The organism is Serratia quinivorans (assembly GCF_052113645.1).
GTDB classification, from domain to species: Bacteria; Pseudomonadota; Gammaproteobacteria; order Enterobacterales; family Enterobacteriaceae; genus Serratia; species Serratia quinivorans_B.
The window spans coordinates 36,775-59,211 of record NZ_JBIEIU010000012.1 but is presented as its reverse complement, the minus strand read 5'-3'; the positions used below and the strand labels follow the sequence as shown (position 1 = coordinate 59,211).

At 55.7% G+C, this 22,437-nt stretch carries 22 protein-coding genes; 13 read left to right on the top strand and 9 right to left on the bottom strand.

Annotated elements, in window-relative coordinates; all coding sequences use genetic code 11:
* Positions 1-9 precede the first annotated feature (9 nt).
* Positions 10-1,215, bottom strand: coding sequence for a cysteine desulfurase CsdA (gene csdA / locus ACGS9J_RS20270; protein WP_442232687.1), 1,206 nt, complete (start codon positions 1,213-1,215; stop codon positions 10-12).
* A gap of 194 nt (positions 1,216-1,409) precedes the next feature.
* On the opposite strand from csdA, the gene ACGS9J_RS20265 reads away from it, so the two are divergent.
* The 4 genes from ACGS9J_RS20265 to rlmM all read left to right on the top strand — a co-directional run bounded on the left by ACGS9J_RS20265 (position 1,410) and on the right by rlmM (position 4,487).
* Positions 1,410-1,634, top strand: coding sequence for a YgdI/YgdR family lipoprotein (locus ACGS9J_RS20265; protein ID WP_442232568.1), 225 nt, complete (start codon positions 1,410-1,412; stop codon positions 1,632-1,634).
* Positions 1,635-2,025: 391 nt separating this feature from the next.
* Entirely contained in the window at positions 2,026-2,943 is a 918-nt protein-coding gene (locus ACGS9J_RS20260) for a transcriptional regulator GcvA (RefSeq protein WP_020828381.1), read from the top strand.
* A 52-nt stretch (positions 2,944-2,995) separates the two neighbouring features.
* The gene (locus ACGS9J_RS20255) at positions 2,996-3,391 is read left to right on the top strand and encodes a DUF423 domain-containing protein (protein WP_156033854.1); all 396 of its coding nucleotides are present in this window, start codon (positions 2,996-2,998) and stop codon (positions 3,389-3,391) included.
* The gene (gene rlmM, locus ACGS9J_RS20250; RefSeq protein ID WP_442232567.1) at positions 3,384-4,487 is read left to right on the top strand and encodes a 23S rRNA (cytidine(2498)-2'-O)-methyltransferase RlmM; all 1,104 of its coding nucleotides are present in this window, start codon (positions 3,384-3,386) and stop codon (positions 4,485-4,487) included. Before ACGS9J_RS20255 ends, rlmM begins: the two co-directional genes overlap by 8 nt.
* Before the next feature lie 31 nt (positions 4,488-4,518).
* Here rlmM and xni read toward each other — a convergent pair whose 3' ends face one another.
* The 3 genes from xni to queF form a co-directional block, all read right to left on the bottom strand.
* Positions 4,519-5,274, bottom strand: coding sequence for a flap endonuclease Xni (gene xni, locus ACGS9J_RS20245; protein WP_442232566.1), 756 nt, complete (start codon positions 5,272-5,274; stop codon positions 4,519-4,521).
* A gap of 179 nt (positions 5,275-5,453) precedes the next feature.
* A complete protein-coding gene (gene ppnN / locus ACGS9J_RS20240) occupies positions 5,454-6,818 on the bottom strand; it encodes a nucleotide 5'-monophosphate nucleosidase PpnN (RefSeq protein ID WP_004952240.1) in 1,365 nt (454 codons plus the stop codon).
* Positions 6,819-7,008: 190 nt separating this feature from the next.
* Positions 7,009-7,854: an NADPH-dependent 7-cyano-7-deazaguanine reductase QueF gene (queF, locus tag ACGS9J_RS20235; protein ID WP_442232565.1), complete on the bottom strand. Its 846-nt coding sequence runs from the start codon at positions 7,852-7,854 to the stop codon at positions 7,009-7,011.
* Between the two features lie 63 nt (positions 7,855-7,917).
* On the opposite strand from queF, the gene syd reads away from it, so the two are divergent.
* Positions 7,918-8,469, top strand: coding sequence for a SecY-interacting protein (gene syd, locus ACGS9J_RS20230; RefSeq protein ID WP_442232564.1), 552 nt, complete (start codon positions 7,918-7,920; stop codon positions 8,467-8,469).
* A 618-nt stretch (positions 8,470-9,087) separates the two neighbouring features.
* On the opposite strand, the gene ACGS9J_RS20225 is transcribed toward syd, so the two are convergent.
* On the bottom strand, positions 9,088-10,326 hold the full coding sequence (locus ACGS9J_RS20225) for an MFS transporter (protein ID WP_442232563.1): 1,239 nt from the start codon (positions 10,324-10,326) through the stop codon (positions 9,088-9,090).
* A 178-nt stretch (positions 10,327-10,504) separates the two neighbouring features.
* On the opposite strand from ACGS9J_RS20225, the gene ACGS9J_RS20220 reads away from it, so the two are divergent.
* From ACGS9J_RS20220 to ACGS9J_RS20210, 3 genes are all read left to right on the top strand, one after another.
* Complete coding sequence (locus tag ACGS9J_RS20220; RefSeq protein ID WP_442232562.1) at positions 10,505-10,831, top strand: YqcC family protein; 327 nt, start codon at positions 10,505-10,507, stop codon at positions 10,829-10,831.
* Between the two features lie 233 nt (positions 10,832-11,064).
* A complete protein-coding gene (gene truC / locus ACGS9J_RS20215) occupies positions 11,065-11,835 on the top strand; it encodes a tRNA pseudouridine(65) synthase TruC (protein WP_442232561.1) in 771 nt (256 codons plus the stop codon).
* Positions 11,836-11,868: 33 nt separating this feature from the next.
* Positions 11,869-12,318 carry a flavodoxin gene (locus tag ACGS9J_RS20210; RefSeq protein WP_442232560.1) on the top strand — a complete coding sequence of 150 codons (450 nt, stop codon included), beginning with the start codon at positions 11,869-11,871 and terminating at the stop codon, positions 12,316-12,318.
* Between the two features lie 95 nt (positions 12,319-12,413).
* Here the strand turns inward: ACGS9J_RS20210 and ACGS9J_RS20205 are convergent, their stop codons facing one another.
* From ACGS9J_RS20205 to map, 4 genes are all read right to left on the bottom strand, one after another.
* On the bottom strand, positions 12,414-12,803 hold the full coding sequence (locus ACGS9J_RS20205) for a DUF3461 family protein (protein WP_006318690.1): 390 nt from the start codon (positions 12,801-12,803) through the stop codon (positions 12,414-12,416).
* A gap of 128 nt (positions 12,804-12,931) precedes the next feature.
* Complete coding sequence (gene dapD, locus ACGS9J_RS20200; RefSeq protein ID WP_085118544.1) at positions 12,932-13,756, bottom strand: 2,3,4,5-tetrahydropyridine-2,6-dicarboxylate N-succinyltransferase; 825 nt, start codon at positions 13,754-13,756, stop codon at positions 12,932-12,934.
* A gap of 43 nt (positions 13,757-13,799) precedes the next feature.
* Positions 13,800-16,478 (bottom strand): bifunctional uridylyltransferase/uridylyl-removing protein GlnD, encoded by a 2,679-nt coding sequence (gene glnD, locus ACGS9J_RS20195; protein WP_442232559.1) that lies wholly within the window; start codon positions 16,476-16,478, stop codon positions 13,800-13,802.
* A gap of 74 nt (positions 16,479-16,552) precedes the next feature.
* Positions 16,553-17,347, bottom strand: a complete 795-nt coding sequence (gene map / locus ACGS9J_RS20190) for a type I methionyl aminopeptidase (protein ID WP_037418856.1) — start codon at positions 17,345-17,347, stop codon at positions 16,553-16,555.
* Between the two features lie 356 nt (positions 17,348-17,703).
* Here map and rpsB point away from each other — a divergent pair, with 356 nt between their 5' ends.
* From rpsB to ispC, 5 genes are all read left to right on the top strand, one after another.
* On the top strand, positions 17,704-18,429 hold the full coding sequence (gene rpsB, locus ACGS9J_RS20185; RefSeq protein WP_442232558.1) for a 30S ribosomal protein S2: 726 nt from the start codon (positions 17,704-17,706) through the stop codon (positions 18,427-18,429).
* Positions 18,430-18,557: 128 nt separating this feature from the next.
* Positions 18,558-19,409, top strand: a complete 852-nt coding sequence (tsf, locus tag ACGS9J_RS20180) for a translation elongation factor Ts (protein ID WP_442232557.1) — start codon at positions 18,558-18,560, stop codon at positions 19,407-19,409.
* Positions 19,410-19,557: 148 nt separating this feature from the next.
* The gene (gene pyrH / locus ACGS9J_RS20175; protein ID WP_004952223.1) at positions 19,558-20,283 is read left to right on the top strand and encodes a UMP kinase; all 726 of its coding nucleotides are present in this window, start codon (positions 19,558-19,560) and stop codon (positions 20,281-20,283) included.
* Positions 20,284-20,406: 123 nt separating this feature from the next.
* Positions 20,407-20,964 (top strand): ribosome recycling factor, encoded by a 558-nt coding sequence (frr, locus tag ACGS9J_RS20170; protein ID WP_442232556.1) that lies wholly within the window; start codon positions 20,407-20,409, stop codon positions 20,962-20,964.
* 157 nt (positions 20,965-21,121) lie between these two features.
* Complete coding sequence (ispC, locus tag ACGS9J_RS20165) at positions 21,122-22,318, top strand: 1-deoxy-D-xylulose-5-phosphate reductoisomerase (protein WP_442232555.1); 1,197 nt, start codon at positions 21,122-21,124, stop codon at positions 22,316-22,318.
* The last annotated feature ends 119 nt before the right edge of the window (positions 22,319-22,437 follow it).

Sequence of the window (22,437 nt, the reverse complement as noted above, 5' to 3'; positions counted from 1 at the left end):
TCATTCAGTCTAGTCGGCCAGCAGGTCGATGGCGTTGAGCAGGGCAGTCACCAGCGCATCAACATCTTCCTGGGTATTGTAAGGCGCAAAGGAGGCGCGTAGCGTGCCGCTGACCCCCAACGCAGCCATCAGCGGTTGGGCGCAGTGCTGACCGGCGCGTACGGCGATGCCCTGTTCTGCCAGCAGAGTGACGATATCGCTGTGATGGATACCGGCGATATCAAATGCCAGCAGGCTGGAGCCGGAGCAACGGAAACTGCGGAACCCTGGCAGGAGTGCCAACCGTTGTTCGGCGCTGTCGGCCAGCTCACGGCTGTAGCGCTCGGCTGCCGCCATATCCTGACTGCCGAGCCATTCCAGTGCGGCGGCCAACCCCAACACGCCGGCGATATTGGGCGTGCCGGCTTCAAAGCAGTGCGGGGGTTTTTGCGGGGTGAAGCCTTCGAATGACGCCTGGGTCAGCATCTTGCCGCCGCCTTGCCAGGGCGCCATCTGCGCCAATAATTCGCTTTTACCGTACAGTGCCCCGATACCGGTCGGGCCATAGAGTTTATGACCGGAGAAAGCGTAGAAATCAATGTTAAGCCGCTGAACATCGGCAGGGCAGTGAACGATGCCCTGCGCGCCGTCGATCATCACGCGTGCGCCGGCGCGATGGGCCAAGGTGATAGCCTGTGCCAAGTCCGGGCAACCGCCGGTGACGTTGGACATTTGCCCCAACGCCAGCAGGCGGGTTCTAGCGTTGAGCAGCCCCGGCAACTGGGCCAGGTCCGGCAGACGGTCCGCCCCGAGCGGCAGCTTGACCACCCGTGCACCCGTTTGCTCCGCCACCATCAACCAGGGGATCAGGTTGGCGTGATGTTCGGCCTCGCTGACCAGGATTTCGTCACCCGGTTGCAGCCGAGGGCGGGCATAACTCTGTGCCACCAAATTAATGGCTTCGGTGGTACCACGGGTCCAGATAATGTCATCGGCTGAAGGGGCATTGATCAGCGTAGCAACCTGTTGGCGCGCCTGCTCGAAACGCGCAGTCAAATCTTGCGCGGCACGGTGCTGGCTGCGGTGTACCGTGGCAGCATCGTCACGATAAAATTGCTGCGTAGCGGCGATGACCGTCAAAGGTTTTAACGCGGTGGCGGCGCTGTCGAGATAAATACCCGCTTGCTGCAAGGCAGGAAACTGATTTCGAAAGTCGATGGGATTAAAAGGTGTCATACCCTGATTGTCATTGGCTTGAGTCAATGAACGATCCTGTCCTATTTTATCGCCGGAGACAAGCTATCCCGCATATTAGGATTCATCGCCTGGAAATTATAGGTGAGTTTGTTATGCTGTTATGTGCGCACTAAGCTACGGTGTTAAATCACATAAAAGGTTTTCGCAGCATTTAAAACTACAAGGAGTCCAAAATGAAGAAGACAGCCGCAGTTATCTCTGCCCTGATGTTAACTTTTACCCTCGCCGCCTGCTCCAGTAACTACGTGATGCAGACCAATGATGGACGGACCATTGTCGCTAAAGGAAAACCACAGTTGGATAACGACACCGGCATGATCAGCTATAAGGATGCCAACGGCATTGAGCAGCAGATCAACCGTTCAGACGTGAAGGAAATGGTTGAAAACGACCAGTAACCTCGTTAAAAACGGGCAAAAAAAAGCACCGCAAAGATTGCGGTGCTGCATAAAATCACTATGGACAGACAGGGTAAATGTACAGGAAGTGAAAAAACAGTAGCTTAGCTACCACGTCTGGATTGCCAGACAATTTGCAAACACAACATCACAACCACAAGCCAAAAGTTCATCGGCGTCCTCGACACCCACTCCCTTTTCGTTCCGGCCCGGGAAGTGCCGCCACTATAGGTATTTGCTGGCGCAGGCTCAACGGACAATTTATAATGGCTCGGATTAAAAAAACTAATGGTAGCGTCTTGCTGTTCTGTGCCTATTGCACGGCACACAAAGCCGCCTGATTTTTTATGCCGAATCACTCGGAATATTGTTACACAAAAGTAGCTAATAAATGTCTAAACGCTTACCACCTCTTAATGCACTGCGAGTCTTTGACGCTGCTGCTCGTCATCTGAGTTTTACCAAAGCGGCTGAAGAACTGTTTGTCACCCAGGCCGCGGTGAGCCACCAGATCAAGTCGCTGGAGGACTTCCTCGGCCTGAAGCTGTTTCGGCGCCGCAACCGCTCGCTGTTGCTGACGGAAGAAGGGCAAAGTTACTATCTGGATATCAAGGAAATCTTCTCCTCGATCAATGAGGCTACACGCAAGCTGCAGGCGCGTAGCGCCAAGGGCGCATTAACCGTCAGTTTGCCGCCGAGTTTTGCTATTCAGTGGCTGGTGCCTCGTCTGTCCGGCTTTAACTCAGCTTATCCGGGAATCGATGTGCGTATCCAGGCGGTGGATCGTGAAGAGGACAAGCTGGCGGATGACGTCGACGTGGCGATTTTCTATGGCCGCGGCAACTGGACAGGGCTGCGTGCCGAGCGTTTATACGCGGAATATCTGTTGCCCGTATGCTCGCCTAGCCTGCTTACCGGGGAACATGCGTTAAAAGTGACGAGCGATCTGGCTTATCACACGCTACTGCATGATACTTCACGCCGCGATTGGCTGGCCTACACGCGTCAGTTGGGGTTGCAGCACATTAATGTGCAGCAGGGGCCGATTTTCAGCCACAGCGCCATGGTGGTTCAGGCGGCGGTGCACGGGCAGGGGATTGCGCTGGTCAATAACGTGATGGCGCAGACCGAGATCGAAGCCGGGCGGTTGGTATGCCCGTTCAACGACGTTCTGGTCAGTAAAAATGCTTTTTATCTGGTATGTCATGACAGCCAGGCAGAACTGGGTAAAATAGCCGCCTTTCGTCAGTGGATCCTGGCACGGGCAGCCAGCGAACAAGAAAAGTTCCGCTTTCGCTACGAACAATAAGGCCGGTCGCCGTTTTACCGCCACCGGTTTTCTTCAATAAAGGTAAATAACGATGAGCAGTCGTTCAATGCTGATTTTTGCCGCTATCAGCGGCTTTGTATTTGTTGCTCTGGGCGCGTTTGGCGCACACGTATTAAGCGGTACGCTGGGTGCCAACGAGATGGCCTGGATCCGTACCGGGTTGGACTATCAGGGGTTCCATACCCTGACGATCCTGGCGCTGGCGGTGGCGATGCAACGCCGCGTCAGCCTGTGGTTTTATTGGAGTGGAGCGCTTTTGGCACTCGGCACCGTACTGTTCAGCGGCAGCCTTTACTGTCTGGCGCTGTCGCACCTGAAGGTCTGGGTTTATATCACGCCGATTGGCGGCGTGTGTTTCCTGGCTGGTTGGGTATTGATGTTGATTGGCGCTTTGCGTCTGAGGAAAAAGGCCGAGCGCCATGAATAAGCTTGCGTTGTATTGCCGTCAGGGTTTTGAAAAAGAGTGTGCGGCGGAAATTACCGCCAAGGCTGCCGAACTGGAAGTGTTCGGCTTCGCCAGAGTGAAGGACAACAGCGGCTATGTGCTTTTCGAGTGCTATCAGCCGGATGATGCCGATCGCCTGGCGCGGGAAATTCCGTTCCGTGAGCTGATCTTTGCGCGTCAGATACTGGTGGTGGGCGAGTTACTGCGTGATTTGCCGCCGGAAGATCGCGTGTCGCCGATTGTCGGCATGCTGATAGGCGTGGTCGATCGCGGCGGTGAGCTGCGGGTGGAAGTACCGGACACCAACGAAAGCAAAGAGCTGATGAAGTTCTGCCGCAAACTGACGGTGCCGCTGCGCGCTGCGATGCGTGAGCAGAAAGTGCTGATGGCGCGTGAGAACGCGACCCGCCCTGTGGTGCACGTGTTCTTTATCGCGCCGGGTTGCTGTTATGTCGGTTACTCCTTCAGTAACAACAATTCGCCGTTCTATATGGGCATCCCGCGGCTTAAGTTCCCCTCCGACGCGCCAAGCCGTTCTACGCTGAAACTGGAAGAGGCATTCCATGTGTTCATTCCTGCCGACGAGTGGGACGAACGTTTGGCCAGCGGCATGCATGCGGTCGATCTGGGCGCCTGTCCGGGCGGTTGGACCTATCAACTGGTGCAGCGCAGCATGATGGTGCACGCGGTGGACAATGGCCCGATGGCGCCGAGCCTGATGGATACCGGGCAGGTGACGCATCACCGTGCCGATGGTTTCAGATATGAACCTTCCAGCAGCAAGATTTACTGGCTGGTGTGTGACATGGTGGAGAAACCTGCGAAGGTGACCAGCTTGATGATCCAGTGGTTAGTGAAAGGCTGGTGCCGCGAGGCGATCTTCAACCTGAAACTGCCGATGAAAAAACGCTACGAAGAGGTTTCACAGAACCTGCAGTCGATCAAGGAAGCCTTGGATGCGGCGGGTATCAGCTCAGAAATTCATGCCAAACAGCTGTACCACGATCGTGAAGAAGTTACCGTACACGTCCGCCGCATGTGGTCGGCCGTGGCGGGGCGCCGCGACGAACGTGATTAATCGATAGCGCGCCGTCAAACAGCGCGCTGGGTTAAACCGGTAACCGCAGTTGTTGCAGGTTACCGGTTAACGTCAGGTCGGTTCGCAGGGTTGCGACCTTTTTACTGACGTAGGCCATTTCGCGGTGTTGTTGAAGTTTGCCGCGCCATTTCTCCGGTACCTGTTCCAGGGCCTGATACAGTCCATCCAGCGAACCTGCCTGCTGCAACAGCAATACCGCCGTTTTCGGTCCGATACCGGCTACGCCAGGAATTTTGCTGCTGCTGATCCCCGCCAGTCCCCAATAATCTGCCAGCTGCTGCGGCGATACCCCAAACTCTTGCTGTACAAACGGCATATCCAGCCAGCGTTTTTGAAAGTAATCGCGGATTTGCACGCTGGGTGCCAACAGTTGGCAGTAGCCTTTGTCGGTGGAGACAATCGTCACCTGATGGCCACCACCGGCGATCTTGGCCGTCAGCGTTGCCGCCAGATCGTCCGCCTCATTGCCGGGCGAGTGCCAACAGGCGACGCCAAGCGCTTCGAAAGCCTGACGTAGCTGCGGCATTTCCTGCTGTAAATTCTCCGGCATCGGCGAACGGCCCGCCTTATAGTCGGGCAGGATTTGGTGGCGCCAGCTTTCGCTGCGATCGTCTTCGTCGAACACCGCTACTGCATGCGTGGGGCGGCTGTGCTGGATCAACTGTTGCAGCGCGTGCTGGCAGGCATTCACGCAGGGAGATCCCTGCACGGCGTGAATGCGTCGGATAAGGTTAAGGGCGTCGACAATCAGTAGGTGTATAGGCATTGCTCGTCGTCTTTCAAGCTGCAGCGTTGTTGACTTCACGTACTCACCTCATCACTTACCTAAGTAAGCTCCGGGGGATGAGCACGCTTGCCGCCTGGCTGCAACTTGAAATCCATAGAGTAAAGGCGGAAAAAGTCAGGTAAAAGAAGGGCGGTGATTAGGCCGCCCAAGATGGATTATCAGGCTACGATTTCATAACAGGGCACATAGGCGCTGCCCGGCAATTTCATACGGTGCTGAGCGACAAAACCCTGCAGCAGACTATCCATTTGTTTCATCATCTGCGGTTCGCCGTGCAGCTTGTACGGACCGAACTGCTCGATGGCATGAATGCCATTTTCCTTCACGTTGCCGGCGACGATGCCGGAAAACGCGCGACGCAGCGCAGCGGCCAACTGTTCGGCCGGCTGGTCCGGATACAGGTTGAGGTTCGCCATATTTTCATGGCTCGGCTCAAACGGCAATTGCAGGTCCGGCGCAATGCGGATCGACCAGTTAAAGCTGTAGGCATCGCCGGTATTGCGGCGGTTTTCTTTCACCAGCGGCATGGCCTTTTTCATCTGACGCGCCACTTCCGCCGGATCGTCGATGATGATGGTGTAGTGGCGACGCGCTTCATCACCCAGTGTGTTCATGATGAATTCATCCAGCACGCGGAAGTAGTCGGCGCTCTCTTTTGGCCCGGTGAGGATCAGCGGCAATACCTGCTCGCTGTTTTCCGGGTTCATCAGGATACCCAGCAGATACAGCAGCTCTTCTGCCGTGCCGACGCCGCCCGGGAAGATAATGATACCGTGGGCGATACGGACGAAAGCCTCCAGGCGCTTTTCAATGTCCGGCATGATCACCAGCTCATTGACCAGCGGGTTTGGCGGTTCGGCGGCAATGATCGAAGGTTCGGTCATGCCGATAAAGCGGCTGTTGCGGTAGCGCTGTTGGGCATGGCCCACGGCGGCGCCTTTCATCGGTGCCTCCATGGCGCCCGGTCCGCAACCGGTACAGATATTCAGCTCGCGCAGGCCCAACTGACTGCCGACCTTGCGGGCGTACAGGTATTCGTTTTCGTTGATCGAATGGCCGCCCCAGCACACCACCAGGTTAGGATCTTCATCGAGGTGCAGCGCTCGGGCATTGCGCAGGATAGAGAACACCAGGTTGGTAATATGGGCCGAGTTTTCCAGATTCAAATGCTGGAAACGGCCGGCGCTGTCGATCTGCCCGTGAACAAACAGGATGTCGCGCAGCACGGCGAACAGGTTGGCCTGCAGCGAACGGATAATTCGGCCATCGACAAAGGCGTCTTCCGGCGGGTTCACCAGTTCAAGCTTGACGCCGCGCTCACGGCGCAGCACGTTGATATCAAAGGTTTCGTAGCGTGACAGCAGCTGTTTGCTGTTGTCGGTCTGGCTGCCGGAGTTCAAGACGGCCAGCGAACAGTTGCGGAACAAACGGTATAGATCACTGCTGGCGGTACGCTTCAGCATGTCTACTTCCAGCTGCGACAGCAAATCCATAGAGCCAAGCGGGCTGATGTGTGTAATCAAGGTAACTCCTTTGCACCCGGAACGGGGCAGTAGTAATCCATACGCAGCAGAACAGCATCTCGTTATTGTTAGCGCACGGCGGCGAAACCCGACCGGAATGCCCGGCGCTGCTGATTTAACCTTACCGCCGTCCCCTGGTTTTTACCAATACAAACCGCTCGTTAGCTCAGTTGTTGAGCAATGCTGCGCATTATTGGCGTGCCAGGCGGCCATGTGACGGCGCAAAGTCCGTGTTGCTGCGCCATGGATTGATGTCCAACCCGCCGCGGCGGGTGTAGCGAGCATACACCGTCAGGCTCTGCGGCCGGCAGTAGCGCATCAAATCGTTAAAAATGCGTTCGACGCATTGTTCGTGGAATTCGTTGTGGTGGCGGAAGGACACCAGATAGCGCAGCAGTGCTTCACGATTGATTTGCGCCCCACGGTAGTGGATTTGTACTGAGCCCCAGTCCGGCTGGTTGGTGATAAGGCAATTGGATTTCAGCAGGTGGCTGACCAACTGTTCTTCCACCTGCTGGGTGCCGGCGGCATTTTGCAGATAATCGGCGTTGAACCGGTAGTCATCGATGCGGATATCCTGGTCATCGATGCATTCGCCGTCCAACCGGGCAATCGGGCTGTCTTCCAACTGATCCACGCGGAACAATGTGACGCTGACCTCGCCCTGTGCACAGGCGGACAGATCGCGTTGCAGAGTGGTGCGTACCTTTTCCCAGTCGCTAAACGGCGTTTGGTTAAAGCTGTTGAGATAAAGTTTGAAGCTCTTGGACTCAATCAGGTTGATGCTGTCGGCGTTGAGGCTGATCTCGCCGACCGCCACCTGCGGCAGACCCTTGTCGTTCAGCCAGGACAGTTCGTACAGCGTCCAGATATCGGCACCGTGGAACGGCAGGTTGTCCGGATATAACCCCAGTGGTTCGCGGTTCATGCTGCGCGGCACCGCCTGCAGCAACGTGGCGTCGTAACGATCGCGGTACGCGGTAGCTTTGCCCAACGTCAGCTCTGACAGGGCGTGGTGGTCTTGATATGAGGACATCTGCTGTCACCTTGGTGATAGATAGGTACAATGGTCGCCAGTTTACCGTATGCGAGAAAAAATATGGACCACGATGTACCGCACGCCTTGCGTGAATTCACCCAGCGCTATGTTGATCTTTGGCAACAGGAGCGCGGGCATGCGCCGGCAAGCCAGGATCTGTACGGCGTGCCGTCACCTTGCCTGGTAGAGAACCGCGATGACGAGGTGCTCTGGTTACCGCAGCCGTTCACCCCGGCAGCGACGCTGGAAAAGGTAGAAACTGCGCTTGAGCTACGGCTGCAACCGGACATCAACCTGTTTTATACCCAGCAGTACGCGGGCGATATGGGCGCGCAGTTCGGCGAACATCATTTGACCCTGTTGCAGGTGTGGAGCGAGGACGATTTTATTCGCCTGCAGGAAAACCTGATCGGCCATCTGGTGACGCAAAAACGTCTGAAACTGTTGCCGACGCTGTTCCTGGCAACCACCGAATCTGAAATGACCCTGGTTTCGCTGTGCAACGTCAGCGGGAACGTGGTGCTGGAGCAGTTTGGCAGCGATAAGCGCACCCTGCTGGCGGCTTCGTTGGGCAATTTCCTCGATGCCTTGCGCCCACGCATTGACGTTTGATGCTAATTTAACCACAGCCCGTGTGCGAGATCTCTCACACGGACTGTGAGAGATCGCTTTTAATTTTTCCCTCTTGGCAGGCCAGTAGCATTTTATTGTTATCCAGATCAATTGGTTAGTTTTTCTTTAGGATAACTCTTAGCATTAATTTGCTGTCAGCCTTCCAGTAAGCTCTTGTGAACCCGGGATAATTAAGCGATCTTATGTTCACCGGAAGGGATACGGCGGAGCTGGAAAGCATCAGGAAGATGCAGCTTCAGGATGAAGAAGTGGATGCGCTCAGTGAAGAGCGAAGGACGGCGTCAGGAGATGCCAGGATGTTTCAGGATTGAAACCAGGGACACCTCCAGGATGGAGATTGAGAGCCGGCAAAGGAAGGTTGGCGGGTCATGAAGACTAAGGAACCGCATCAGGACGATGCTACGGGATGACACCAGGAAGGTTTGGTCAGGATGGCCGCAGGAAAAGTTTTCAAGGATTGAGCAGGGAGCACACTGTGTAGCGGGACAGCTATAAAACGAACCGAGGGCACTGTTAACGCAGTGCCCTCAACTTTTTATACGGATCCCTGTTTTAAGCATCCAGCAGGCTTAACCCTGCTCAAATTCCTCTCGGCAGTTAACCAATGGCCCCCAGCGTATCGCCATCGACCTGTTTTTTTGGCAACAGGAACAGCGTGGCATAAATATCCAACAGATAAATCGCTGCCAGCAGGCTGATTGCCGCGGTGAAAGACACCTGCGTTACCAATGCGCCGATCACCAATGGCCCGAGGCCGCCGACACCCCGCCCCAGGTTGAACAGAATGTTTTGTGCGGTCGCCCGCGCCTGCACGGGGTAGGTGTCGGAAATCAACGCGCCGTAGCCGCCAATCATGCCATTAACGAACAACCCCATCAGCGCACCGGCAAACAGCATTAACGTTGGGTCGCTAAGCTGCGCATAGACCACCACCATGACCACCGCGCCAATCTGGTAGCTGATAAAAATCTTCCAGCGGGTGAAGCGGTCGGCCAAGACACCGAACAGCCAGATACCGAACGTCATGCCGATCACCGTGACCGCCGTCCACAGGCCTGACTTGGTTAATGAAAAACCGAAGTTTTTTGCCAGGTAGGTCGGCATCCAAATCATCAGTCCGTAATAACCGAAGTTTTGCACCGAACACAGAATAAAAATGCCGATGCTGGCTTTGCTGGTGGCCCGGTCTTTGAAAAGCAGCCTGATCCGTTGGGCAAAAGACAGTTGTTCGCCGGTACTTTGCTGGCGTACGAACTCTTCCGGTTCACCCAGGGTGCGACGGATCAGGAATGACACCAGCGCCGGCAACAAGCCGACCAGGAACATGCCGCGCCAGCCGATATGCGTCAGCAGCAGCGGGGTGAGAAACGCTGCCGCCAGCACGCCCAGCTGCCAGCCCATGCCCACGTAGGCTGAGGCGCGATTGCGTTTTTCCGCCGGCCAGGCTTCGGCGATCAGCGCCATGCCGATGCCGAATTCGCCGCCCAGCCCGATGCCTGCCAGCGTGCGGTAGGCGAGCAAATCCCAGTAGCCCTGCGCCAGGGCGCACAAGCCGGTAAACAGCGAGAACATCAGGATAGTGATGGTCAATACCCGGATACGGCCAAAGCGATCGCTGAGGTGACCGAAAATCACCCCGCCCAGAACGGCGCCGATCAGCGTCCAGGTGACCAGAGAACCGGCGGCGGAAGAGCTCAATCCCATTTCGATACTGATGGCCGGCAGCATAAAGCCGAGGATCAGCAGGTCGAAGCCGTCCATGGCGTAGCCGGTGACCGAAGCCAGCATGGCTTTGCCGGGCGTAGCGTGATTTTTTGTCGGTGTGATTGCGGACATGTGTCTAATCTGTGTGGTTTAGTCGGTGAGCCTATTGTGCCGTGGGGCGCTGAGCGCCACCAGATAAAAACGGTCGCGGTAGTCAAGTCAGCCGAATTTGGGCTATAAAAATGCTATGCTTTGCCGCTTTTCAGCCACGCGGCTGGATCATCATCATGAAAATAGATCGGGAATGCAGATGAGTATAAATAATCAGGTTCGCCACCGTTTGCAGGCGATTGAACAGTCAATGCGCGATCTGGCTCTGTGGCAGGCCGCGCCGCCTGAGCCTGAGGCTTTCGCCAGTACTGAACCTTTCTGCGTAGACAGCATGTCGGCCGAAGCGTGGTTGCAGTGGGTGTTTCTGCCGCGGATGTACGCGCTGCTGGATGCGAATGCACCCTTGCCGACGCGTTTCGCTATCACGCCTTATTTTGAAGAGGCGCTGAAAAACAATGAACCTAACTGCATGCCGCTGTTGGTCGTGCTGCAGCAGTTGGATAACATGTTGAATAAAGAGCCGTAATCCCCCGTCGGCCTGGCCGCTGATTTTCGCTCAGCGGCAAACTAATGTATTAGCGCAGACGCCAGGACAGGCTATCGACTCGGCCGATCAACAACGGGCAGTACCGCATTCGGGCGGTGGACGATCGCGGCCGTGCCGATAGTCGTCTGGTGACCATCGAATGGGTTAACTAGCGCCGATACACTCCTGTATACTCGCGCCGGAATCTGGGCTTTTACGTAGGAAAAGAGATTGTGATTGAGGTTTTGTATCAGGATGAGCACCTGGTGGCGGTGAACAAACCGTCCGGTTGGCTGGTGCACCGCAGCTGGCTGGATCGTCATGAAACCCGGTTTGTCATGCAGACCGTGCGCGATCAGATTGGCCAGCATGTGTTTACCGTGCATCGCCTTGATCGTCCTACTTCCGGGGTATTGCTGATGGCGCTGTCCAGCGACGTGGCGAGACTGTTGTCGCAACAGCTTGAACAGCATCAAATGCAGAAAACCTACCATGCGGTGGTGCGCGGTTACGTGCTGGAAGGCGCTACCATCGACTACCCGCTGACGGAGGAGTTGGACAAGATCGCCGACAAGTTTGCCTCGGCGGACAAAGGCCCACAGCCGGCGGTTACCCATTATCGGCCGCTGGCGCAGGCAGAAATGCCGGTGGCGATTGGCCGTTACGACAGTGCGCGCTACAGCCTGATTGAACTGAAACCGGAAAATGGTCGCAAGCACCAGTTACGCCGTCATATGGTGCATATCCGCCATCCGATCATCGGTGACAGCAAACACGGCGATTTGCGCCAGAACCGCGGCATGGCTCAGCATTTCGGTTGTTCGCGCCTGATGTTGCACGCCAGCCACCTGCAACTGAATCATCCGGTGACCGGTGAACCGCTGCATATTTCCGCTCGCTGGGACGAACCCTGGCAGGGCGTTATGTCACAGTTTGGCTGGACAGAGAGTATCCCTGAGCTTGCCAGGGTTGAGTTTCCCTCGGCTAGCGGTCAGGATATCTGATCATTTTTAAAGGTATTTAAGGGAGTAGGGGCAATGGCTCAGGTTGGAATCTTCGTGGGAACGGTTTACGGCAACTCACTGTTGGTGGCGGAAGAGGCGGAAACTATCCTTGGCGAACAGGGCCACGAGGTCAAACTGTTCGAAGAGGGCACACTGGAAGCCTGGCAGTTTTACCGTCAGCATTACGCGTTGGTGATTACCTCCACCACCGGCCAGGGCGATTTGCCGGACAGCATTGCACCGCTGTTCCATGCCATTCGCGATCAGGTCGGCTACCAACCGGAGCTGCACTATGGGCTGATTGCCTTGGGTGACAGCAGCTATGACAATTTCTGTGGCGCAGGGCGCGCATTCGACGCATTGCTGCAGGAACAAGGGGCCACCCGCGTGGGTGAGGTGCTGGAAATCGATGCGATGGAACAGCCGGAACCGGAAGTGGTTTCTTGCCCGTGGGTCGAGCAGTGGGGCACGCTGCTGAAATAGAATTCCCTGTCTCCTTTCGAGTTGCAGCGTTGTTAGCTGCAACTCGAAATTCATAGGGTAAAAATGAAGTCCAGTAGATCCAGTTTGCTGAACCCTTATTTACCGCGGGTCAGTTTTTCCAGATCGGATTCGATCTCGGCAATCTTGTGGGAGACCACGCCTTCCAGATGACGCAGGTCATCAAGAATTTTGCGCTTCAGATCCACTTCGACCTGATCACGCTGGCACAGCTGATCCAGTTCATCGATCACGTAGCGCAGATTCGGGTTAATTTCGTGGATTTCTTTGTAACCCTGGCCGGCATTGTCCGCTACCACGGTTTTGCGTTGGCGCGGGTATTTGAATTTCACGCTCTTGGCAAAGAATTCGCCTTTATCCTTGCGGAAATAAATCTTAAGAATGTCGTTATTGGCCTCCTGACGCAGGCTATAGCGATCGACATCTTCCGGTTGATTGATTCCTAAGCTTTTCAGGTTGTCATACATAATAGCGCCACCTTATAAATAGACTTTATTCCACGGTCTGGGATTATGGCGAATAACCGCGCCAGAGACTGTGACTGCTCACGTAATGAAGACAAAAAAATAGCGGGTGATTCACCCGCTATCTTAATTTAGTCGATGGTGCGTAATAACTCATTAATGCCGACTTTTCCGCGCGTCTTGGCATCGACTTTTTTGACGATCACCGCGCAATACAGGCTGTAAGAGCCATCTTTGGACGGCAGGTTGCCGGACACGACGACTGAACCGGCAGGAACGCGGCCGTAGTGCACTTCACCGGTTTCGCGGTCGTAAATGCGGGTGCTCTGGCCCAGGTATACGCCCATGGAGATCACAGAACCTTCTTCTACGATCACGCCTTCGACCACTTCTGAACGCGCACCGATAAAGCAGTTGTCTTCGATGATGGTCGGGTTGGCCTGCAGAGGCTCCAGTACGCCACCGATGCCGACGCCGCCGGACAGGTGAACGTTCTTGCCGATTTGCGCGCAAGAGCCGACGGTGGCCCAGGTGTCTACCATGCTGCCTTCGTCAACGTAAGCACCGATGTTCACGTAGGAAGGCATCAGCACCGTGTTGCGGGCGATGAATGCGCCCTGGCGAACGGTCGCCGGCGGCACTACGCGGAAGCCTTCTTTCTGGAAACGCGCTTCGTCGTAATCGGCGAATTTCATTGGCACTTTGTCGTAATAACGGGTTTCGGCGCCGTCCATCACTTTGTTGTCGTTGATGCGGAAAGAAAGCAGCACGGCTTTTTTCAGCCACTGATGCGTTACCCACTGACCGTCAATCTTCTCGGCAACGCGCAGGGCGCCGCTGTCCAGCAGGCCGATCACCTGGTTTACCGCTTCGCGCGTTACGGTGTCTGCGTTCGCCGGGGTGATTTCCGCGCGGCGTTCGAAGGCGTTTTCAATAACGTTTTGTAATTGCTGCATGCTGTTCTCTGTCCTGATGTTGTCTACGAAAAGGTTACTTGTATCACATTTTATCGTTTGGATTGAGGGCCTCTGTCAACCGTTGTTCCAACTTTCTGCGCGTTTCCGGGTTAAGGGCGCGTCGATCGCTGTCGGCCAGAATAAATAAATCCTCAACCCGCTCGCCGATGGTGGAGATGCGCGCGCCGTGCAGTGACAGGCCGAGATCGGCGAACACTTCGCCCACCCGAGCCAGCAGGCCCGGTTGATCGAGCGCGGTCAGTTCCAGATAGCTGCGGCGGTCGGTATGGGTCGGCAGGAAGCTGACTTCGGTCGGCACGCTGAAATGACGCAGCTTGGAGGACGGCCTGCGCACGCGCGGCGGCTGATATTCCCGCTGGGTAATGGCTTGCACCAGCGCATGACGGATCGCCGTGTGGCGGTCCTGTGCCAGCGGGCTGCCGTCCGGCTCCAGCACAATGAAGGTATCCATCGCCATGCCGTCGCGGTTAGTGAAGATCTGCGCGTCATGGACGCTCAGGTTACGCCGATCCATCTCGCCGGCCACGGCAGCAAACAGGTACGGACGATCCGGGCTCCAGATGAAAATCTCGGTGCCGCCGCGCGTGGCCTGACGGCTGACCAGCACCAGCGGTTTGGTGGAGTCGTGGGCCAGCAGGTGGCGGGCGTGCCAGGCCAATTGGTTAGGCGAATGGCGCAGGAAATAATCGGCGCGACAGCGGCTCCAGATGCGGTGCAGTGCCTCTTCGTCGATATTGTCCATGCGCAGCAGCGCCAGCGCTTGCAGACGGTGGTGACGCACGCGTTCGCGCAGATCCGGGCTGTTTTGCATACCGCGGCGCAGCTGTTTTTCGGTGGCGAAATACAGTTCACGCAACAGGCTCTGTTTCCAGCTGTTCCACAGGGTTTCGTTGGTGGCGCAGATGTCTGCCACCGTCAGGCAAACCAGATAGCGCAGGCGGGTTTCGCTCTGCACTTCGGCGCTGAACTGCTGGATCACCGTCGGATCCTGAATGTCGCGGCGCTGAGCGGTGACCGACATCAATAAATGGCAACGTACCAGCCAGGCCACCAGTTGAGCCTCACGGGAATTCAAACCGTGCAGCTCGGCGAACTCCAGCGCATCCTGTGCGCCGAGGATCGAGTGGTCGCCGCCGCGGCCTTTGGCGATATCGTGGAACAGCGCCGCCAGCAGCAGAAGCTCCGGATTCGGCAGGCGCGGATACAGCTCTACGCACAGCGGATGACGCGGCCGCGTTTCGGCATCGGCAAAGCTTTCCAGCTTTTGCAGGACGCGAATGGTGTGTTCGTCGACGGTATAGGCGTGGAACAGGTCGAACTGCATTTGCCCGACGATTTTGCCCCACTGCGGCATATAAGCCCACAGCACGCTGTGGCGGTGCATGGGCACCAACGCCCGCGACACTGCGCCTGGGTGGCGCAGAATGGCCATAAACAGTTCGCGTGCTTCCGGGATGGTGCACAGCGGCTGTTTCAGATGGCGGCGCGCATGGCGCAGCTGCCTCACAGTGGTGGAGTAAATGCCTTTGATTTCGCGGTTGCGTACCATCAGGTAGAACATCCGCATGATGGATTCCGGCTGGCGGATGAACAGCGTTTCGTCACGCAGGTCGATCAGGTCACCGCGCAGTTGGAAGTCATCGTTCAGCGGCCGGGGTTTTTCCGTGGCGTCCAGCGCCAGAATCGCCTCATCGAACAGTTGCAGCAGCATGTGATTCAATTCGCCGACGCGGCGCGTCATGCGATAAAAATCTTTCATCATGCGCTCGACCGGCTCGTTGCCTTCTCCTTCATAACGCAGCAGTTGCGCCACGTTGAGCTGGCGATCGAACAGCAGCCGGTTATCGTAGCGCGGTAATACCAGGTGCAGCGCGAAGCGAATACGCCACAGGAAGCTTTGGCATTCGTTAAGTTCGTTGCGTTCGGCCTGGGTCAGAAAACCAAAGCCGACCATTTCGTCAAGCGAAGTGGCGCCGAAGTGACGGCGCGCGACCCACAGCAGGGTGTGAATATCCCGCAGACCGCCAGGGCTGCTCTTGATGTCCGGCTCCAGATTGTAGCTGGTGCCGTGGTAGCGCTGGTGGCGCTCTTGCTGTTCAATCCCCTTGGCGTGGAAAAATTGGGGGGAGGGCCAGAAACCGTCGCTGAAGATGTGCTTTTGCATTTGCAGAAACAAGGCGACATCGCCGCAGATCATGCGCGATTCAATCAGGTTGGTGGCGACGGTCAGATCCGCCAGGCCTTCCAGCAGGCACTCCTCCAGCGTACGCACGCTGTGGCCCACTTCCAGCTTCAGATCCCACAGCAGGGTGATAAATTCCCCCACGCGTTGGGATTGCTGTTCATTCAGACGGCGCTGGCTCAGCACCAACACGTCAATGTCCGAGAGCGGGTGCAGTTCGCCACGGCCATAGCCGCCGACCGCCACCAATGCGGTTTCGGGAATATCTTCGAAGCCGTAGAAGGTCCACAGGCGACGCAGCAGGCGATCGATAAAGTCGCTGCGGGCGGCGACCAGGCTTTCGGCGCTGGAACCGGCATTGAACGCTTCTGCCAGCCACAGTTGGAACTGTTCGAGGCGCTGTTTCAGCGCGACGCAGTTAATCTCCTCATCGCCATAGGCGTTGGGATATTCAGGCTGCTCCGGCACGGCCTGTCGTGGAATGACCGAGGTGTCTTGTTGGCGAAAGTTTTCAGACATAATACGCAGCCCATAAAAAAGGCCGGCAAAAGCCGGCCTGTGACATCATGCATCGCGGCAAAACGCCGCGGCGCTTACATCTCGTGCGTAATGATGTTGGGGATGGTGTCATCCTTGCGCAACGTCATTATCTCGCAGCCGTTATCTGTGACCACAATAGTATGCTCATACTGCGCCGACAAGCTGCGATCCTTAGTTTTTACCGTCCAGCCGTCTTTCATGGTGCGGATGCGGTAATCACCGGCATTGACCATAGGCTCGATGGTGAAGGCCATACCGGGTTGCAGTACCACGCCGCCGTCGTCCGCGTCATAGTGCAGTACCTGAGGTTCTTCGTGGAACACTTCGCCAATGCCGTGGCCACAGTATTCGCGCACCACGGAAAAGTTTTCGGCTTCGACGAATTTCTGGATCTCTTTGCCCAGCGTACGCAGGCGGATACCCGGCTTCACCATTTTCAGTGACAGGTACAGGCTTTCCTGGGTGATGCGGCACAGGCGCTCGCCCAGAATGGTCGGTTTACCGACGATGAACATCTTGGAGGTATCGCCGTGGAAACCGTCTTTGATCACGGTGACGTCGATATTCACGATGTCGCCGTCCTTCAGGACTTTGTCATCACTCGGGATGCCGTGGCATACCACTTCATTGACCGAGATGCACACGGATTTCGGGAAGCCGTGATAACCCAGACAGGCGGAAATCGCCTGCTGCTGGTTGGTGATGTGATCGTGACAGATACGATCCAGTTCGCCGGTGGTCACGCCAGGTTTGACGTGCGGCTCGATGATTTCCAGCACTTCGGCGGCCAGGCGGCCGGCCACGCGCATTTTTTGGATGTCATCAGGTGTTTTAATTGAGATTGCCATGAAGTTCGTCCGCAGGTGTCGTGCTCGCCGACAACAGAAAGAAATAAGAAGCAGTCTCTTATGGTATCAGCCCCGCCTGAGGCTGCCAAATTTGATTTCCTGGCGGCTTGGGCGATGGCAACAAAAGTTGGTGTCGGTGGCGGGTTTATGGTATAAAGCGCGCCGGCAGATCCGCTCTTCGTCCTTGTGATAATGACGGAAAAGGCCGAAAATACTTTAACTGCACTCACTTTGTGTAAATAACACACACGTATCGGCACATCCGCCGGGGTGCCCTGAGGTGATTATCACCGCCAGGGTCGGCGTTATGGGATACGTGGAGGCATAACCCCAACTAACTCTATAGAGGTTTAATCATGGCAACTGTTTCCATGCGCGACATGCTCCAGGCCGGTGTACACTTTGGTCACCAGACCCGTTACTGGAACCCGAAAATGAAGCCTTTCATCTTCGGCGCACGTAACAAGGTTCACATCATCAACCTGGAAAAAACTGTACCAATGGCCAACGCAGCACTGGCTGAACTGACCAAGATCTCTTCCCGTAAAGGTAAGATCCTGTTCGTTGGTACTAAGCGCGCAGCAAGCGAAGCGGTAAAAGAATATGCTAACACCTGCGATCAGTTCTTCGTGAACCATCGCTGGTTGGGCGGCATGCTGACTAACTGGAAAACCGTTCGTCAGTCAATCAAGCGTTTGAAAGATCTGGAAATCCAGTCTCAAGATGGCACCTTTGACAAGCTGACCAAGAAAGAGGCGCTGATGCGTACTCGCGAACTGGCCAAGCTGGAAAACTCCCTGGGTGGTATCAAGGACATGGGTGGTCTGCCTGACGCTCTGTTCGTCATCGATGCTGATCACGAACACATTGCGATCAAAGAAGCCAACAACCTGGGTATCCCGGTATTCTCTATCGTTGATACCAACTCCGATCCAGACGGCGTTGACTTCATCATCCCTGGTAACGACGATGCAATCCGTGCAATCAAATTGTACCTGACTGCCGTTGCTGCCGCCGTCCGTGAAGGTCGTTCTCAAGATCTGGCCGTTCAAGCGGAAGACAGCTTCGTAGAAGCTGAATAATAAGGCAAGCTCGTCACTGAGCCCTTATTAACCAGGTATTGAATATGTTGGTTAGGGGGGCCTTTATAGGCCCCCTTTGCTTATCTGAATGAGAACTGTCTCCACGTGAGATAACCGAGGAAATAGAAATGGCTGATATTACCGCTGCTCTGGTAAAAGAACTGCGCGAGCGTACTGGCGCTGGCATGATGGATTGCAAAAAAGCTCTGGTCGAATCTAACGGCGACATCGAGCTGGCCATCGAAAACATGCGTAAATCTGGTGCGATCAAAGCGGCGAAAAAAGCAGGCAACGTAGCTGCTGACGGCGTGATCAAAACCAAGATCGAAGGCAACTACGGCGTGATCCTGGAAGTTAACTGCCAGACTGACTTCGTTGCTAAAGATGCCGGTTTCCAGGCATTCGCTGACAAAGTGCTGGACGCTGCTGTTGCAGGCAAAATCACTGATGTTGAGGTGTTGAAAGCACAGTTCGAAGATGAACGTGTAGCGCTGGTTGCAAAAATCGGTGAAAACATCAACATCCGTCGCGTGGCTTCCCTGGAAGGCGAAGTGCTGGGCAGCTACCTGCACGGCGCACGTATCGGCGTTCTGATCGCGGCTAAAGGCGCTGACGAAGAGCTGGTTAAGCAAATCGCGATGCACGTTGCGGCGAGCAAGCCAGAATTCGTTAAGCCGGAAGATGTGTCTGCTGACGTGGTAGAAAAAGAGTACCAGGTTCAGTTGGACATCGCCATGCAGTCTGGCAAACCGAAAGAAATCGCAGAGAAAATGGTTGAAGGCCGCATGAAGAAATTCACCGGCGAAGTTTCTCTGACCGGTCAGCCTTTCGTGATCGAACCAAGCAAGTCCGTTGGCCAGGTGCTGAAAGAGCACAACGCTGACGTGGTTAACTTCATCCGCTTCGAAGTGGGCGAAGGCATCGAGAAAGCGGCAAATGACTTTGCAGCTGAAGTTGCTGCAATGAGCAAGCAGTCTTAATGACTGTTAATGGGGCCGCCGTCTGGCGGTTCCATTTTATCCAGCCAGAATTACACCGATGGCAGGCCCTGTGGCAATATACTCAGCACAGGCGCGTTTCATCGGCTGAAATCCCCAATACTAATACTGCTTCTTAGGACAGATCACCATGGCAACCAATGCAAAACCCGTATATCAGCGTATTCTGCTCAAACTGAGTGGCGAAGCCCTGCAAGGCGCAGAAGGTTTTGGTATCGACGCTAGCGTTTTGGATCGCATGGCTCAGGAAGTTAAAGAGCTGGTCGAACTGGGAATTCAGGTCGGTGTAGTTATTGGCGGCGGTAACCTGTTCCGCGGCGCGGGCCTGGCGCAGGCCGGCATGAACCGCGTAGTGGGCGACCACATGGGAATGCTGGCTACCGTGATGAACGGCCTGGCTATGCGTGATGCACTGCACCGTGCCTATGTGAACGCCCGCCTGATGTCTGCAATTCCGTTGAACGGCGTGTGCGACAACTACAGCTGGGCAGAGGCGATCAGCCTGCTGCGCAATAACCGCGTGGTGATCTTCTCCGCCGGTACCGGCAACCCGTTCTTCACTACCGATTCTGCTGCGTGTCTGCGTGGGATCGAGATCGAAGCTGACGTGGTATTGAAAGCGACCAAAGTGGATGGTGTATACTCCGCTGATCCGGTTAAAAACCCGGATGCGACGCTGTACGAACATATTACCTATCAGGACGTGCTGGAGCGCGAGCTGAAAGTGATGGATCTGGCGGCATTTACGCTGGCCCGCGATCACGGTCTGCCAATCCGCGTCTTCAACATGAACAAGCCAGGTGCGCTGCGCCGGGTAGTGATGGGTGAAAACGAAGGTACGCTGATCAGCAAATAAGGCTGTTCTGCCAAATTTAGCGGGAGCGGGTAACGCTATGCGTTATGCACTCTCCTTGAGTAAAATTCACGGGCTATACTGTGGTATGGCCTGCCAAGTATCCAGCTTCCAAGGGTTTGCAACGTGATTAATGAAATCAGAAAAGATGCTGATTCACGCATGGAAAAAAGCGTAGAAGCATTCAAAAACCAAATCAGCAAAATCCGTACCGGCCGTGCTTCTCCAAGCATCCTGGACGGCATCATGGTGGAATACTACGGTTCAGCGACGCCGCTGCGTCAATTGGCTAACGTGACCGTTGAAGACTCCCGTACCCTGGCAATTAACCTGTTTGATCGCTCCCTGGGTTCAGCGGTAGAAAAGGCCATCATGGCTTCTGACCTCGGCCTGAACCCAAGTTCAGCCGGCAGCGTGATCCGTGTTCCACTGCCTCCTCTGACCGAAGAACGCCGTAAAGACCTGATCAAGGTCGTGCGCAACGAAGCGGAGCAGGGCCGTGTGGCGGTACGTAACGTACGCCGTGATGCCAACGATAAAGTTAAAGCGCTGCTGAAAGACAAAGAAATCAGCGAAGACGAAGATCGCCGTTCACAAGACGATGTTCAGAAGCTGACCGATGCTTACATCAAACTTCTGGATGCCGCTCTGGCGGAAAAAGAAAAAGAGCTGATGGATTTCTAATCAGCATCGCGCAGAAAAAAAGCGTCGCCTGGGCGGCGCTTTGTTTTTTGTGGCGCAGATCCCGTTTCATCGTACTGATTGATCATGGACAAGCGGTGGCCAAGGTTACACACTGGAGCACCTCCGATCGCATCAGACAGTTATTCAGAGTGAGCTCATGAAGCAACTGACTATTCTTGGCTCCACCGGTTCAGTGGGGACCAGTACCCTGGCCGTGGTCAGGGAAAATCCCGACCGTTTTGCGATTAAAGCGCTGGTTGCCGGCCGCAACGTAGCGGTCATGGCGCAACAGTGCATAGAATTCCGCCCGGCCTATGCGGCGATGGCGGACGAAGGCGCAGCGCGTGAACTGCGTACTCTGCTGGCAGAAAATGGCATTGCTACCGAGGTGATGTCGGGCGAGCAGGCTGCTTGCGAGTTGGCGGCGTTGGATGACGTTGACCAGGTGACGGCGGCCATCGTTGGCGCTGCCGGGCTGCTGCCGACACTGGCGGCAATCCGCGCCGGTAAGCAGGTGCTGTTGGCGAACAAAGAGTCGCTGGTGACCTGTGGACGCCTGTTTATGGACGCGGTGCAACAGAGCCAGGCGCAGCTGCTGCCGCTGGACAGCGAACATAACGCGATTTTTCAGAGTTTGCCTGAGAGCATTCAGCGTCAGTTGGGATACTCTTCATTAGACAGTCATGGTGTGTCGCGCATAGTGCTCACCGGCTCCGGCGGCCCGTTCCGTACTACGCCGCTGGAGCAGTTTGCCACGATGAAACCGGATCAGGCCTGTGCCCACCCTAATTGGTCGATGGGGCGCAAGATCTCGGTGGATTCCGCCACCATGATGAACAAAGGACTGGAATATATTGAGGCCCGCTGGCTGTTTAACGCCTCGGCCGAACAAATGGAAGTGATTCTGCATCCGCAGTCGGTGATCCACTCGATGGTGCGCTACACCGATGGCAGCGTGCTGGCCCAGTTGGGCACGCCGGATATGCGCACGCCGATCGCCCATGCAATGGCTTACCCACAGCGGGTCAGCTCTGGCGTGGAAGCGCTGGATTTTTGCCGTATCGGCTCGCTGACCTTTGCCGAACCTGAGCGGGAACGTTATCCCTGCCTGTATCTGGCCATAGAGGCCTTTGACGCCGGGCAGGCGGCAACCACCGCACTGAATGCGGCCAACGAAGTGGCCGTGGCGGCTTTCCTGCAGGAGCAGATTCGCTTTACCGATATTGCGGCAGTGAACCAAAAAGTGGTCGAACGGCTGTCATTGCAGGAACCGTCCTGCATTGATGCGGTCTTAGAGATAGATCGTCAGGCGCGTGAGGCTGCGGTTGGGTTGGTTAAATCACTGCGTAACTGATAGCGGCAATTATCCTATTTTGTTCGCAAATTACGCGTGCCGCAGTGGGGCCGTTTGTTCAGGCTCGGCTGAGGTGATATAGTCTGCGCCACTTGTCAGCGGTTATACCGTTGAATTTT

What these genes read in the sequence shown, in the direction of transcription:
- csdA (WP_442232687.1), bottom strand. Translation starts at nt 1,215, where the DNA reads ATGACACCTTTTAATCCCATCGACTTTCGAAATCAGTTTCCTGCCTTG.
- ACGS9J_RS20265 (WP_442232568.1), top strand. Translation starts at nt 1,410, where the DNA reads ATGAAGAAGACAGCCGCAGTTATCTCTGCCCTGATGTTAACTTTTACC.
- ACGS9J_RS20260 (WP_020828381.1), top strand. Translation starts at nt 2,026, where the DNA reads ATGTCTAAACGCTTACCACCTCTTAATGCACTGCGAGTCTTTGACGCT.
- ACGS9J_RS20255 (WP_156033854.1), top strand. Translation starts at nt 2,996, where the DNA reads ATGAGCAGTCGTTCAATGCTGATTTTTGCCGCTATCAGCGGCTTTGTA.
- rlmM (WP_442232567.1), top strand. Translation starts at nt 3,384, where the DNA reads ATGAATAAGCTTGCGTTGTATTGCCGTCAGGGTTTTGAAAAAGAGTGT.
- xni (WP_442232566.1), bottom strand. Translation starts at nt 5,274, where the DNA reads ATGCCTATACACCTACTGATTGTCGACGCCCTTAACCTTATCCGACGC.
- queF (WP_442232565.1), bottom strand. Translation starts at nt 7,854, where the DNA reads ATGTCCTCATATCAAGACCACCACGCCCTGTCAGAGCTGACGTTGGGC.
- syd (WP_442232564.1), top strand. Translation starts at nt 7,918, where the DNA reads ATGGACCACGATGTACCGCACGCCTTGCGTGAATTCACCCAGCGCTAT.
- ACGS9J_RS20225 (WP_442232563.1), bottom strand. Translation starts at nt 10,326, where the DNA reads ATGTCCGCAATCACACCGACAAAAAATCACGCTACGCCCGGCAAAGCC.
- ACGS9J_RS20220 (WP_442232562.1), top strand. Translation starts at nt 10,505, where the DNA reads ATGAGTATAAATAATCAGGTTCGCCACCGTTTGCAGGCGATTGAACAG.
- ACGS9J_RS20210 (WP_442232560.1), top strand. Translation starts at nt 11,869, where the DNA reads ATGGCTCAGGTTGGAATCTTCGTGGGAACGGTTTACGGCAACTCACTG.
- ACGS9J_RS20205 (WP_006318690.1), bottom strand. Translation starts at nt 12,803, where the DNA reads ATGTATGACAACCTGAAAAGCTTAGGAATCAATCAACCGGAAGATGTC.
- dapD (WP_085118544.1), bottom strand. Translation starts at nt 13,756, where the DNA reads ATGCAGCAATTACAAAACGTTATTGAAAACGCCTTCGAACGCCGCGCG.
- glnD (WP_442232559.1), bottom strand. Translation starts at nt 16,478, where the DNA reads ATGTCTGAAAACTTTCGCCAACAAGACACCTCGGTCATTCCACGACAG.
- map (WP_037418856.1), bottom strand. Translation starts at nt 17,347, where the DNA reads ATGGCAATCTCAATTAAAACACCTGATGACATCCAAAAAATGCGCGTG.
- rpsB (WP_442232558.1), top strand. Translation starts at nt 17,704, where the DNA reads ATGGCAACTGTTTCCATGCGCGACATGCTCCAGGCCGGTGTACACTTT.
- tsf (WP_442232557.1), top strand. Translation starts at nt 18,558, where the DNA reads ATGGCTGATATTACCGCTGCTCTGGTAAAAGAACTGCGCGAGCGTACT.
- pyrH (WP_004952223.1), top strand. Translation starts at nt 19,558, where the DNA reads ATGGCAACCAATGCAAAACCCGTATATCAGCGTATTCTGCTCAAACTG.
- ispC (WP_442232555.1), top strand. Translation starts at nt 21,122, where the DNA reads ATGAAGCAACTGACTATTCTTGGCTCCACCGGTTCAGTGGGGACCAGT.